The organism is Streptococcus pseudopneumoniae (assembly GCF_038148955.1).
GTDB lineage: Bacteria > Bacillota > Bacilli > Lactobacillales > Streptococcaceae > Streptococcus > Streptococcus pseudopneumoniae_T.
This window is the reverse complement of sequence record NZ_JBBJZY010000030.1, coordinates 1-12877: the sequence shown is the minus strand read 5'-3', so window position 1 is coordinate 12877 and position 12877 is coordinate 1. Positions and strand designations below refer to the sequence as shown.

Here is a 12877-nt window from a genome sequence, read left to right as displayed (position 1 = left end):
CGCTCCAGGATAGAGGCGACTGTCGTTGGTAGCTGTCACGGAAATATCACTTGTGTTTGTCGACAAGCTCCGCTTCTTTCTTTCGATAACAACAAACTCATCGGGTAACTGATTCCCCTCTTTGATGAAACGATTTTCAATACTTTCTCCCTGATGGGTCAAGAGTTTCTTTTTATCGTAATCCATAGCTAGTATAAAGTCATTTACTGCTTTATTTGTCATCTTCTACCTCCTAATAAGTTCCTGGATTGAGTTGCATAAACTCAGACTTGTTCAGCGAAATCAGCCGTGGTTGGACTAAGTGATCCAAAACTTCCTCGTATAATTCTTCTGAGACATTGCGTCGCCGTCTGGCTAGATAAGAAGTTGGAATGACCGTATTATCCAACATAAATACCTTATCTAAGTCAATCAAAGTTGGTCTTGTAAAAGGATTACGAGCTAGATCCGGCTCTTCTATCATAAAGTTCTTGACCAAACGTCTGGTCAAGAGAGCTGGTTTGAAGGTCTGATTTTTAACCAACTCTTTGTTTTTAGTCGTGCTGTTGTCAATACAAATATACATATGATTCTTCACAGCCAAATCACTACTAATACTTGGAAAAGGCAAATAAAGAGCTACAACATCTCCTCTCTTAATCAAGCAAGAGCACCCCCTTTTCTCCTAATGTAACATAGACAGGATTGACCAAGTCTTCTGATTGGCTCAGAATTTCCAAAGTTTGAGTTTGGCGTGCTGTCAATTTAGTAGCATCTTGTCTCTTCAATACAAAATGCTTGTCGCCAATTACCTTGACACTATAATCCTTCTCCAAAGCTGACTGGTAAATCCACATCAGATATTGTCTGTCCTGAGAACTCAAGAGAGAAGGATGTTCAAGTCTCCCGATAGTCTGATAAAAATCAAAAACAGGAGCCAAAGCCTGCCAATCTGACTGGCTAGTTGTCAAGGCTAGAAAAAGGGCTTTGCGAGCTGATACTTCTTGGTTTGCCTTGAGAGTTACTTTTCCCTCCAAGTTTTTTAGAAAGTGGGAAACTCCAGAAAGCAAATCTTTCTCTAACTGCGAGAAATAAAAACCTTGCCTTCCCAGACATAAGTCTCTCAAGTCGCTTTCTCTAGCAAATAAGAGTTCAAACAGTTGATAGTAAAAGAAAAATATCTGGCACTGGGTCGCACTCATCTTTTCCTTATCGGCCTCTTTTTTCAACCAGAGCAAGGGCAAAAGGTAGCTGGATTGAGACATTTCCTCCACCTCCTATTCTTTTTTCTCTGGAGCATCTGCACTAGCTGCCACTTCTTTTGACTGGATACTTTCCCACTGGTTGATTTCCTCTGAGATAAGACCTTCGCATGTCTTGACAAATAGGGCAAAAGCCTTGGTCTTTCCTGCATATTTCTCCGTTTGACATTGATAGAGGAATTTTTCCCTTTCCAGGAGTTGCGCAGTCTTTTGGTAAGAAATCCAGTGTTCCTTGGCATTATACAAATTGAGAATTCCCTCACACAGCAAGCCTAGACTGGATAAGGCAACTGAAATCAAACGGTAGCGATCACCTGGCATAGGAATAGCACAAAAAACAGCTATGAGGAAACCTGCCACGATTTCTGTTATTTTTAATACCTTATAGCGTCTACGATGTTGAACGCTTTTCTTTAAAAAATGAGCTATCTGTACGTCTAATCGCTCTGTCAAGTACATTTCTTCTGGCGTCATGTTCGTAACCCCTTTTATCTATTCATTCTATTCAAAAACTAGGATAACTGTCTAGTAGGCTTAGCAAATATTAATAATGTTGTCATGTTATTTTGGAAAGGAAGTCTCATGTTTATATCTGGTGGCAAAATATCGCTTCTCCTACTAGCAAAGTTCACCTAGTTTAATTATTATATCATAATCGGGACAAAAAAACTTACTTACTTACTTACTTACTTACTTACTTACTTACTTACTTACTCATGGTAACTTGTTTTATCAAGAATCGCAAGCTATTTATCCTAAAATGTCAGAATTATTAATTTTTTATTACATGCTTGTTTTTACCATCATGAGAAGGGAGCGTTTGGTTTTTTATAACAGAACGAAGTAATAACTGCATAAATTAGTTGAGAAATTCAAACTAATTTTTAACAATATTTTAAAAACCAAGGTCTACTATTCTAGCTTCAGTCTGCTATATCGTTTTCATTATGATTATACCTCTGTTAAGTCAAAGTTAAAATTTCCTATTTAGATAGAGTGAGCTATCCTCTATCGGACAAAATCCATAAACTCCTCCAAGAACTGAAGACCAGCACTGAAAATCCAGAACAAGTCCAAAAACTCAAGGAAGCCTATGATAAACTCAACGAAGCATTGGGACAATCAGAAAATGGGCTTGTCAATCAGGAGGTCTTTAATGCTGCACTTGAGGAGTATAAAAAGGCTGCTCATCTAAAGAAAGATGCAGAGGAAACTGGAGGAACCAGGAATCGTAGAAGTGTTTCCGGTCTTGTTTATGGGTTTGCTGCAGGAAGTACCGGGAACGAAAAAAGATCTAGGGATGATTCAGGAAGAGAAAGAGACACTCGTAATTTATATAACGGTCAAAACTTAAACGACATACCTTTAAAATATATTGCTACTGTAGAAACTGGAACTATTAGAAATATTTCTTTATCAGGGTTCCCAACGGTGGGTAAGGACGGTAAAACTTGGGCTACAATCAAAACAAGAATTGATAGTAATGGAAAACGAGCTGTTTTAACTATTACCGGTCAGTCTCCTAAAAATCTCTACGGGCTATACAATACAACCTTAACAGTAACTGAAGGAAGCGGTCACGTGTCTAGTAAGATTCAAGAGGTTCTGTATCAACTACCAAAACCAGAATTTGATGAATCTCCACTAAATCCAGGAAAGACTGCTCAACAAGATGTAGAGGGAAAAGCAGGAGAAAAACCTATAGTTAAGGGGAAAATTCCTACTCCACCAAATGGATTCTCTAGTTCTAATATTCCGCAAGGCTCTCAATTGAAAATGTATTTGGTTCAAGGTGGACATAATGAAAATTTTGGTGGAATTGAAACCTCAGCAGAAGGTTATGACATCGTTGCATGGGGGCTAGTAGGAGCAGATGGAACATCAGTATTATATCCGACTCAGTATAAAAAGCAATCCATAGGCGATAAACCGCTACGTCTTATCGTGGCTTATGTTCAACAAGGAACAGATCGAGTACTAAATAAGGACTTAGTTTCGCCTCTGTCTAGGGATTCCATTACACCGACATATCCGCTGGATAGGGATGGGGCTAAATCAACAAATAAATGAGCCGGAAGCTAGATAACACTCAATTGTAACCGTCCAATAACGAAGTATATTGAAAAATCTCCAGACTAGAGAACTCACTGACGGTTCCTAATCTGGAGATTTTTTATTTGTACTTTTCTTGTATAATAGATTGAAATAGGATACGAACACATTAATTTGACTTCCCCAATTGATTCACCTAATTCCTATTTCATTTTGATGTAACTATTTTTATCGAGACTATAACTCACATACAAAATCTTTAATTTTCGTTTTTAAGAATTTCTTCTAATTTATGATAGTCTTGGACACTATCGATCTCATAGATGCTGTTGCCTTCTAATTCTTCAACATAGACATCTAGCTCTTTGATATTATCCTTAACCATATTGTCCCAATAGAGATCGACAAATTCACCACTTGCATAGGCCTTGTCGATAAAACTAACAATCTTTTCTGCAGTTGGAGCGTCCCAGAAGGATACACCACTAAGGATACGACCAGCCTTGCTATCAACAGTAATGTCTTGAACCTTATAGTCATCTCCATAGACCAAGAACCATTCGTTGGTACAATCTTCACGATAGACACTAAAATAAGTCGAACGAGTCAAATCATTACGGAACATATTTTTAAAGAGATAATTATCGGCATCAATAACATAGCTATTGGCCAATTCTTCTTTTACAAGATAGAGAGAGTAAAAGTTATTGTAGTCAGCGTATTTATCATTGAAGACGAGGCGAACACCATATTTTTCTTTCAAGTAATCGAATTGTTCTTTAAGGTAACCAACAATGATGATGATTTCATTGATTCCTTTTTCTTTTAAAAACTCAATTTGGTATTCAATCAAGGGTTTTTGATTAACCTGAACCAAGGCTTTAGGGGTATTTTCAGTCATAGGACGCAAGCGAGTTCCCAATCCCGCTGCTAAGATAATGGCTTTCACACGAATCTCCTTTATTCTTTAATAATAATATAAACTCCAGCAATGACGACAAGTGACGTAATAATGGTCAGCATATCTAGCGGTGCACCCAAGAAAACAACTGCAAACAAGACAGTCCAAACTACATAACTCACGTTCAAGCCTGTAGCCTTGGCTGGTTGCAAGCGATTGATAGCGATATAATAAGCCAAGTAGGAAATCATATCAAAGGCTGCAAAGACAATCATAAGACCTAGCAATTGTCCATTGGCCACTTCTGCAAATGACTGATGAGAGAAGAGCACAATCACAAGATAAGATAAGAATGAAGTCACTTGACGAATCAAGAGGGCTTCGATTTCACTCAGTTCACTTTCCATAGCAAAGGAGCTAAGAACACTCTCACTTCCCCATGCAATAGCACAAACTAAAGCACAAAGAATCCCAATGTAGAAAGAATTGACCTGTTCAACCTTATAGGTCTGAGCAATAATCCCTCCAATAATCAAGACAATCCCAAACACAGTATTTTTCGAAATCTTGTGCTTCAAAAAGAAGAAAGCCAATAAAACTGAAATCGCAGGGTAAATAGCCGATACAGATGAAGCTAAGGAACTTCCGATATACTTAACTGCGTAAAGATTGGCCTGCATACCGATAGGGCCTGCTAGCAAGGCTCCGATGATCACACTAACATTGCGAATATTTAAGAAAATTGAGAGACGAACTTTTCCTTCTTTTACCAAAAGAAAAGCTAGCAAGATAAAGATACTCAAGAAATCGTGAGCAGCGGCCACCACAAAGGGCGACAAATCTGTAAAAATTGAAAAGATGTAAGCACTAATTGTTAGACCTAACCCCCAGAAAATACCTGAGAGTAGACCAAAAGAAACTCCATTTTTATTTTTCATCTGAACCTCCATAATAGGACAAACCTTTAACAGCTCTTTGATAACGATTTACACCATAGTCACCAAAATCTGCACCTTGCTCTTCTTTATAGACTGTCCATAGACTCCAAATAGTATCTTGTAAAATTTTATAAATGGCAATCTTTTCACGAGAGACAGGTGTTTGCTCACTCTCATAGTGAGACAAGAAGGCTTCTTCCTCTTGACGAGTAAATTCAGATTCTAAAAAGAGAGCAGCCAAATCCCACATTGGATCGTTCATGGATGAATATTCCCAGTCAATCAGATAAAGTCGTCCTTGTGGTGACTCGATAAAGTTTTCAGGCACCAAATCGATATGACAAGATTTTCTGTCAACACCTAAGTCAGCCAGTCTTTTCTCTAGGGAGAAGACTTCTTCTCGAACAACTTCATAGTTGGCATAAGGGATTTTCTCTTCAATCAAGGATTCATATTTTTTGATTTCTTCAAAAGGAGCAAATTCTCCTCTTAATTCCTTGCCAGAAGCATGAATGGTTTGTAAAATTGGAGCAATTTTATCAAATTTAGTCTTGATTGTATTTGAATCAAGCGTGATTGCAGATTCGATATACTCATTTACTTTGATACCAGCTTCAATATCAAAAAGATAATTTTTTACATCTAAGTCTAAATCTTTTAGTAGTTCAAGATTGTACTTTTCATCTTGACGATTGATCAGCTTTTCTGTCCCTTTACCAAAGAACTTAACGATGTATTGCTTATTTGTTGTTTTGACCAAATAGTTTTGATTGGTCATTCCCCCCAGTTGTTCAACACTGAGGACTTCCTCTTCTTCACCAAGTAGGGAAGAAATTTTTTCTTTAATGATTTTCTCCACAATTAACCTCCAGTTCTTATACTTCCCACTTAAACACGGTTTTAAAGGCTGTGTTTAAATCGGTTGCAAAGACACGGTGAATATCTTTAATTTCTCTTACAGGTTCTTCTAGATAAAGGATATTTTTAAGACGATTGGCGAATTTCTTGACTTCCATCATTTGGATTGCATTTTCAAAATCGATGCGACCAGAACGAGAGGACCCAACCAAGAGCAAGCCCTTTTCTAAGGCATCGCGAGTATTGAGATTGACTTTATACTCGCTAACTCCCATCATAAGAATCGTTCCCTGAGGACGAATGTAGCGAATCAAGTCATTAATAGCTGGTCCAGTACCATCACCACCACAACACTCAAAAGCATGGTCAAAGGCCAAATCCTCAGGAATATTATCCGTGATATAGCATTCTTTGGCAAAAGAGAAAAGTTCCAATTTTTCCCAATGACGACCAATAACCACAATCTCTGCTTCTGGCAAAGTATAGTTGATAATATTGGCAACCACAAAAGCTAAACCTCCATCTCCGATAACGGCGATTCGGTCCCGCTTGCTATGAGCAAGAGTCAATAGACGATTCATGGCATGCATACCGACACTGACAAACTCTGTAATCGCTGCAACCGTGTCTTCAATAGCATCGTAAGCCACCACACGGTCTTTAGGGAGAGAAACAAACTCTCTCATAAAGCCATCAAAGCCACTAGACAAGAAATGGGTCCCTGTCATGTAGTTCTCGTAGAATTCTTCATCACTCTGCATAGGAGGCTGATTGGGAATCATGACAACTTTTTGCCCAACCTCGTAGGTTCCTGTCGGGTCAGAAATAACAGTTCCACATGACTCGTGAATCATTGCCATCGGAAGCTTTTTATTCAAAATCTTTGGATCACGTTTTCCCTGGTAGTAACGCTGATCCGCATGACAGACCGCCATATAATTGGGGCGGATGAGGATATGATTCTCTTGGTCAATAGCCTCTTCCTGGTATTTGACATTGATAAACTTAGGCTTAGTTAGTTGATAAATTTGATTAATCATTTTACTAGTCTTTCTCAATCATACTCTTTGCAATCTTCAAATCTGTTACGGTTGTAATTTTCAGATTTGAGTATTCACCCTTGGCTAAGGCCACATCTTTTCCTTTAATGACAAAGATTTTACATGCATCTGTCAAGATTTCTTTCTCTTCAGCAGAGAGAGAACCGTAAAGGTCCATGAAGTCCTTGCAACGGAATGTTTGAGGCGTTTGCCCTTGATAAAGGTGAGCACGATTTGGAATATCTGTAATGAATTGACCATTGGTACTTTCAACGATAGTATCAACCGCTTCTACCACTGTATCCACTGCGTCATGATCTTGACAAAGTTTGATATTGTCTTGAATCATGCGAAGCGTAATAAATGGGCGAACAGAATCGTGGGTAACAACGATATCCTCTGGAGTAAGCGGACGATAAGCATCAATGGCTTCAATGATTTTCTCAATACTCGTATTGCGGTCAGCACCACCCTTTGTAATGATGATACGGTCCTTATGAAGAGGCAGATATTTATCTACAAGATCTTCTGCATGAGAAACCCAGTCTCCATGAACACCAACCACAATTTTTTCAATGCTTGGTTCCAAGACAAATTTTTCAATTGTATGAATCAAAATAGGTCGATCACCTAGCTCTAAAAATTGTTTTGGCAAGTTACTGATTCCCATGCGTGTGCCAGTTCCACCAGCAAGAATTCCTGCATAAATCATCTATTTTCTCCTTTGTCTTACTAAAAAAACTTATTCTCTCTATTATACCACAATCTAGTCCTATCATGAAAGAAATACCGGCCCTCCCGTTCTAGAATAGGAGGATTATGCAGTTCCATTATTCAAAGAAACTAGTCCATTTCTAGTAGTGACTAGGAATTCTGTAGTCATTACTAATAAATGGCTGTGAAATTTTAGAGTTCTTCAGAATAATATACTTTCCTTAAAGAAAACTTAAAATTAAGATTTGAAACTTCAAAGTGATTACTTGACTTATACTCAATGAAAATCAACAAGCAAACTAGGAAGCTAGCCGCAGGTTGCTCAAAGCACTGCTTTGAGGTTGCAGATAGAACTGACGAAGTCAGTAACATATATACGGTAAGGCGACGCTGACGTGGTTTGAAGAGATTTTCGAAGAGTATTACTGCCCTTCATTTCTTATTAGCTGACTTTATGATATAATGAAAAACGAGGTAAATTGAATGAAAAGTATAAAATTAAATGCTCTATCTTACATGGGAATTCGTGTCTTGAATATTATTTTTCCCATCTTAACTGGTACCTACGTCGCGCGTGTCTTGGACCGGACTGACTATGGTTACTTCAACTCAGTCGACACAATTTTGTCATTTTTCTTACCCTTTGCAACTTATGGAGTCTATAACTACGGTTTACGGGCTATCAGTAATGTCAAGGATAACAAAAAAGATCTGAATAGAACCTTCTCTAGTCTTTTTTATTTGTGCATAGCTTGTACAATTTTGACCACCGCTGTCTATATCCTTGCCTATCCTATCTTCTTTACTGATAATCCAATCGTCAAAAAGGTCTACCTTGTTATGGGGATTCAACTCATTGCCCAGATTTTTTCAATCGAGTGGGTTAATGAAGCTCTGGAAAATTACAGTTTTCTCTTTTACAAAACTGCCTTCATCCGTATCCTGATGTTGGTCTCTATTTTCCTTTTTGTCAAAAATGAACACGATATTGTTGTCTATACACTGGTGATGAGTTTATCGACACTGATTAACTACCTGATTAGTTATTTTTGGATAAAAAGAGACATCAAACTTGTTAAAATTCACCTAAGTGATTTTAAACCACTCTTTCTCCCTCTGACAGCCATGTTGGTCTTCGCCAATGCCAATATGCTCTTCACTTTTTTGGATCGTCTCTTCCTCGTTAAAACAGGGATTGATGTTAACGTTAGTTACTATACCATAGCCCAACGAATTGTGACCGTTATAGCTGGTGTTGTAACTGGTGCAATTGGAGTGAGTGTCCCTCGTCTCAGTTACTATCTAGGAAAAGGCGATAAGGAAGCCTATGTTTCCTTGGTTAATAGAGGTAGTCGAATCTTTAACTTCTTTATCATTCCACTCAGTTTCGGACTCATGGTTTTAGGACCAAATGCCATCCTACTTTACGGTAGTGAAAAATATATCGGAGGCGGCATCTTGACCTCTCTCTTCGCTTTTCGGACGATTATCTTGGCCTTAGATACCATTCTTGGTTCCCAAATTCTCTTTACAAACGGCTATGAAAAACGTATTACAGTTTACACAGTCTTTGCCGGGCTACTCAATTTGGGCTTAAATAGTCTCCTCTTTTTCAACAATATCGTGGCTCCTGAATACTACCTACTCACAACTATGCTATCAGAGACCTCTCTACTTGTCTTCTATATCATCTTCATCCATAGAAAACAACTCATCCACTTGGGACATATCTTTAGCTATACTGTTCGATACTCTCTCTTTTCACTTTCCTTTGTAGCAATTTATTTCCTGATTAATTTCTTGTATCCTGTGGATATGGTCATTAATTTGCCATTTTTGATGAATACTGGTTTGATTGTCTTGCTATCAGCCATCTCTTATATTGGTCTACTTGTCTTTACTAAAGATAGCATTTTCTATGAATTTTTAAACCATGTCTTAGCCTTAAAAAATAAATTCAAAAAATCATAGGAGTTTAAAATGAAACAACTAACTGTTGAAGATGCCAAACAAATTGAATTAGAAATTTTGGATTATATTGATACTCTCTGTAAAAAGCACAATATCAACTATATTATTAACTACGGGACCCTGATTGGGGCAGTTCGACATGAGGGCTTTATTCCTTGGGACGACGATATTGATTTATCCATGCCTCGAGAAGACTATCAACGATTTATTAACATTTTTCAAAAGGAAAAAAGCAAATATAGGCTCTTATCCTTAGAGACAGATAAGAACTACTTTAACAACTTTATCAAAATAACCGACAGTACGACTAAAATAATCGATACTCGAAATACAAAAACCTATGAGTCTGGTATCTTTATCGACATTTTCCCTATGGATCGCTTTGATGATCCTAAGGTCATTGATATTTGTTATAAACTGGAAAGTTTTAAACTTCTGTCTTTCAGCAAACACAAAAATATCGTCTACAAAGACAGCCTTTTAAAAGATTGGATACGAACAGCCTTTTGGTTGCTCCTGCGACCTGTTTCTCCTCGTTATTTCGCAAATAAAATCGAGAAAGAAATTCAAAAATATAGTCGTGAGAATGGTCAGTATATGGCCTTTATCCCTTCTAAATTTAAGGAAAAGGAAGTCTTCCCAAGTGGTACTTTTGATAAAACAATCGATTTGCCCTTTGAGAATTTAAGCCTTCCTGCACCTGAAAAATATGATACTATTTTGACACAATTTTATGGAGATTATATGACCCTACCACCAGAAGAAAAACGCTTCTACAGTCATGAATTTCACGCTTACAAATTGGAGGATTAGGATGCAACATTTAGAAAAAGAAGAAATTAAAGAAATCCAACTAGCCCTGCTAGATTATATTGATGAGACTTGTAAGAAACATAATATTCCTTATTTTCTCAGTTATGGAACCATGCTTGGAGCCATCCGCCACAAAGGTATGATTCCTTGGGATGATGATATTGATATTTCCCTTTATCGTGAGGATTATGAGCGTTTACTGAAGATTATTGAGGAAGAAGACCATCCACATTATAAGGTTCTCTCCTACGACACTTCTTCTTGGTACTTCCATAATTTCGCATCGATTTTGGATACTTCTACTGTTATCGAAGACCATGTTAAGTACAAGCGTCATGATACCAGCCTTTTCATCGATGTCTTCCCAATTGATCGCTTTACAGACTTGAGCATTGTCGACAAGAGCTATAAGTATGTAGCTCTTCGTCAACTAGCTTATATCAAAAAATCACGCGCAGTTCACGGTGATAGCAAATTAAAAGATTTTCTAAGATTATGTAGCTGGTACGCCCTCCGAGTGGTCAATCCCCGTTACTTTTACAAGAAAATTGATCAGCTAGTCAAAAAGGCTGCAACCAACTCTCCTCAATATGAAGGAGGAGTTGGGATCGGTAAGGAAGGGATGAAAGAAATCTTCCCAGTTGATACCTTTAAAGAACTCATCTTAACTGAGTTTGAAGGCCGTATGTTGCCTGTTCCTAAAAAATATGACCAATTTTTAAGCCAGATGTATGGCGATTATATGACACCACCATCAAAAGAAATGCAAGAATGGTATAGTCATAGCATTAAAGCTTATCGCAAAAACTGATTGAGGAAGATCATACAAACCACAAAGAGACTGGCAAAAAGTCAATTTCAGAAGAAAATGGAATAATTATTCCCACAACAAAACGCATAATCTCAAGGTTTCAACACCTGGAAATTATGCGTTTTTCTTATCTTAAAGACTTTTTATCTAACTTATTTTCCTATTTATATACTTCGAAAATCTCTTCAAACCGCGTCAATGTCGCCTTGCCGTATGTATGTTACTGACTTCGTCAGTTCTATCTGCAACCTCAAAGCTGTGCTTTGAGCAACCTGCGGCTAGTTTGCTCTTTGATTTTCATTGAGTATTAAATGGCTTCTGTGACAAAACTACGGCTTTCAAGTACCTTAAGCATGGCGTTAGCTGTATCTAGGGCTGTGAAGAGGGGCACTCCGTGTTCAATGGCTGAACGACGGATTTGCTCACCATCTTCGTCAGCAGTTCGTTTTGTTCCTACTGTGTTAACGATAGCTTGAATTCTTCCTTTGCGTACAAAACTTGGAATATCCTTATCGTCATCACCAATCTTACCAACAGGTTGGGCTTGCAATCCATGACTAGCAAAGAAGGCTGCTGTCCCTTCTGTCGCAAGGATTCCATAACCAATGTTTTGGAAACGACGAGCCAAGTCCAAGGCTTCTTCTTTGGCATCATCAGCAATGGTAAATACAACATTACCAAAGGTTGGCAAGTGTAAGTAAGAAGCTTCAAAGGCCTTATAGAGAGCTTTTTCCAAAGTCGTATCAGAACCCATAACTTCCCCTGTTGACTTCATTTCCGGGCCAAGCAAGCTGTCTACCTTAGCTAGTTTGGTAAAGGAGAAGACAGGTGCCTTGATATGAACGCGGGTGCTTTCAGGGTAAAGTCCATCTTGGTAGCCAAGTTCTTCAAGGTTTTGACCAAGAATGAGCTTAGTCGCCACCTGAGCCATAGGGATATTGGTTACCTTAGAAAGGAATGGCACCGTACGGCTGGCACGTGGATTGACCTCAATAACGTAGACTTTTTCATCCTTGATAACAAACTGGATGTTCATCATACCAAGACAGTTAAGACCAATCGCTAAACGTTTGGTATAATCTGCAATGGTTTCTTGAACCTTTTGCGACAAGGTTTGCGGTGGATAAACGGCCATTGAGTCACCTGAGTGGACACCAGCACGTTCGATATGCTCCATGATACCAGGGATGAGAACATTTTCTCCGTCTGAAATGGCATCAACTTCACACTCTTGTCCAACGATATAAGAGTCAACAAGGACTGGATGATCAGGACTAGCCTTAACCGCTGTACGCATGTAAGAACGAAGATCTTCTTCATTTTCTACAATTTCCATAGCACGACCACCCAAGACATAAGATGGGCGAACTAAGACTGGGAAGCCAATCTTGCGAGCTGCAAGCACTGCTTCTTCTTCATTTGTAGCCGTTTGTCCTGGTGGCTGTGGAATATCCAAATCTTTAAGAGCTTGCTCAAAGAGGTCACGGTCTTCGGCACGGTCCAAGTCAGCTACTTGGGTACCAAGAATGCTCACACCT

At 38.4% G+C, this 12877-nt stretch carries 14 protein-coding genes; 4 read left to right on the top strand and 10 right to left on the bottom strand.

The features are described 5' to 3' along the window. From WKI23_RS08910 to WKI23_RS08895, 4 genes are all read right to left on the bottom strand, one after another. The coding region (locus WKI23_RS08910) for a thiol-activated cytolysin family protein (protein ID WP_368079675.1) at nt 1-222 on the bottom strand (222 nt) is incomplete at its 3' end. 10 nt (nt 223-232) lie between these two features. Continuing rightward, nucleotides 233-643 carry a hypothetical protein gene (locus tag WKI23_RS08905; RefSeq protein WP_240149008.1) on the bottom strand — a complete coding sequence of 137 codons (411 nt, stop codon included), beginning with the start codon at nt 641-643 and terminating at the stop codon, nt 233-235. Then, nucleotides 636-1244 (bottom strand): hypothetical protein, encoded by a 609-nt coding sequence (locus tag WKI23_RS08900; protein WP_368079674.1) that lies wholly within the window; start codon nt 1242-1244, stop codon nt 636-638. Before WKI23_RS08900 ends, WKI23_RS08905 begins: the two co-directional genes overlap by 8 nt. Before the next feature lie 12 nt (nt 1245-1256). Beyond that, the gene (locus tag WKI23_RS08895; protein ID WP_031233612.1) at nt 1257-1715 is read right to left on the bottom strand and encodes a DUF4231 domain-containing protein; all 459 of its coding nucleotides are present in this window, start codon (nt 1713-1715) and stop codon (nt 1257-1259) included. 522 nt (nt 1716-2237) lie between these two features. Between WKI23_RS08895 and WKI23_RS08890 the strand changes: the two genes are divergently transcribed. Then, nucleotides 2238-3311, top strand: a complete 1074-nt coding sequence (locus tag WKI23_RS08890) for a hypothetical protein (protein ID WP_368079673.1) — start codon at nt 2238-2240, stop codon at nt 3309-3311. 241 nt (nt 3312-3552) lie between these two features. Here WKI23_RS08890 and WKI23_RS08885 read toward each other — a convergent pair whose 3' ends face one another. From WKI23_RS08885 to WKI23_RS08865, 5 genes are read right to left on the bottom strand one after another with little or no spacing between them, the layout of a single operon-like run. After that, nucleotides 3553-4242, bottom strand: coding sequence for a sugar phosphate nucleotidyltransferase (locus WKI23_RS08885; RefSeq protein ID WP_000643977.1), 690 nt, complete (start codon nt 4240-4242; stop codon nt 3553-3555). A gap of 11 nt (nt 4243-4253) precedes the next feature. After that, nucleotides 4254-5132 (bottom strand): DMT family transporter, encoded by an 879-nt coding sequence (locus WKI23_RS08880; protein WP_004269680.1) that lies wholly within the window; start codon nt 5130-5132, stop codon nt 4254-4256. After that, nucleotides 5122-5991, bottom strand: a complete 870-nt coding sequence (locus tag WKI23_RS08875) for a phosphotransferase family protein (RefSeq protein WP_368079672.1) — start codon at nt 5989-5991, stop codon at nt 5122-5124. Before WKI23_RS08875 ends, WKI23_RS08880 begins: the two co-directional genes overlap by 11 nt. A 16-nt stretch (nt 5992-6007) precedes the next feature. Next, nucleotides 6008-7030, bottom strand: a complete 1023-nt coding sequence (locus WKI23_RS08870; protein WP_368079671.1) for a ribitol-5-phosphate dehydrogenase — start codon at nt 7028-7030, stop codon at nt 6008-6010. A 4-nt stretch (nt 7031-7034) separates the two neighbouring features. Beyond that, nucleotides 7035-7742, bottom strand: coding sequence for an IspD/TarI family cytidylyltransferase (locus tag WKI23_RS08865; protein WP_049539818.1), 708 nt, complete (start codon nt 7740-7742; stop codon nt 7035-7037). Nucleotides 7743-8227: 485 nt separating this feature from the next. Between WKI23_RS08865 and tacF the strand changes: the two genes are divergently transcribed. The 3 genes from tacF to WKI23_RS08850 are packed head-to-tail and all read left to right on the top strand — an operon-like array spanning nt 8228 to nt 11339. Further along, complete coding sequence (tacF, locus tag WKI23_RS08860; protein ID WP_368079670.1) at nt 8228-9715, top strand: type IV teichoic acid flippase TacF; 1488 nt, start codon at nt 8228-8230, stop codon at nt 9713-9715. A 9-nt stretch (nt 9716-9724) separates the two neighbouring features. Further along, nucleotides 9725-10528 (top strand): phosphorylcholine transferase LicD, encoded by an 804-nt coding sequence (locus WKI23_RS08855; protein WP_368079669.1) that lies wholly within the window; start codon nt 9725-9727, stop codon nt 10526-10528. Between the two features lies 1 nt (nt 10529). Further along, a complete protein-coding gene (locus tag WKI23_RS08850; RefSeq protein ID WP_368079668.1) occupies nt 10530-11339 on the top strand; it encodes a phosphorylcholine transferase LicD in 810 nt (269 codons plus the stop codon). Between the two features lie 307 nt (nt 11340-11646). Here WKI23_RS08850 and WKI23_RS08845 read toward each other — a convergent pair. Further along, on the bottom strand, nt 11647-12877 hold a 1231-nt coding region (locus WKI23_RS08845), incomplete at its 5' end, for an ATP-binding protein (protein ID WP_368079667.1).

Excerpts from the sequence above, each read along its gene's own strand:
- WKI23_RS08900 (WP_368079674.1), bottom strand. The coding sequence starts at position 1,244 with ATGTCTCAATCCAGCTACCTTTTGCCCTTGCTCTGGTTGAAAAAAGAG.
- WKI23_RS08895 (WP_031233612.1), bottom strand. The coding sequence starts at position 1,715 with ATGACGCCAGAAGAAATGTACTTGACAGAGCGATTAGACGTACAGATA.
- WKI23_RS08880 (WP_004269680.1), bottom strand. The coding sequence starts at position 5,132 with ATGAAAAATAAAAATGGAGTTTCTTTTGGTCTACTCTCAGGTATTTTC.
- WKI23_RS08870 (WP_368079671.1), bottom strand. The coding sequence starts at position 7,030 with ATGATTAATCAAATTTATCAACTAACTAAGCCTAAGTTTATCAATGTC.
- WKI23_RS08865 (WP_049539818.1), bottom strand. The coding sequence starts at position 7,742 with ATGATTTATGCAGGAATTCTTGCTGGTGGAACTGGCACACGCATGGGA.
- tacF (WP_368079670.1), top strand. The coding sequence starts at position 8,228 with ATGAAAAGTATAAAATTAAATGCTCTATCTTACATGGGAATTCGTGTC.
- WKI23_RS08855 (WP_368079669.1), top strand. The coding sequence starts at position 9,725 with ATGAAACAACTAACTGTTGAAGATGCCAAACAAATTGAATTAGAAATT.
- WKI23_RS08850 (WP_368079668.1), top strand. The coding sequence starts at position 10,530 with ATGCAACATTTAGAAAAAGAAGAAATTAAAGAAATCCAACTAGCCCTG.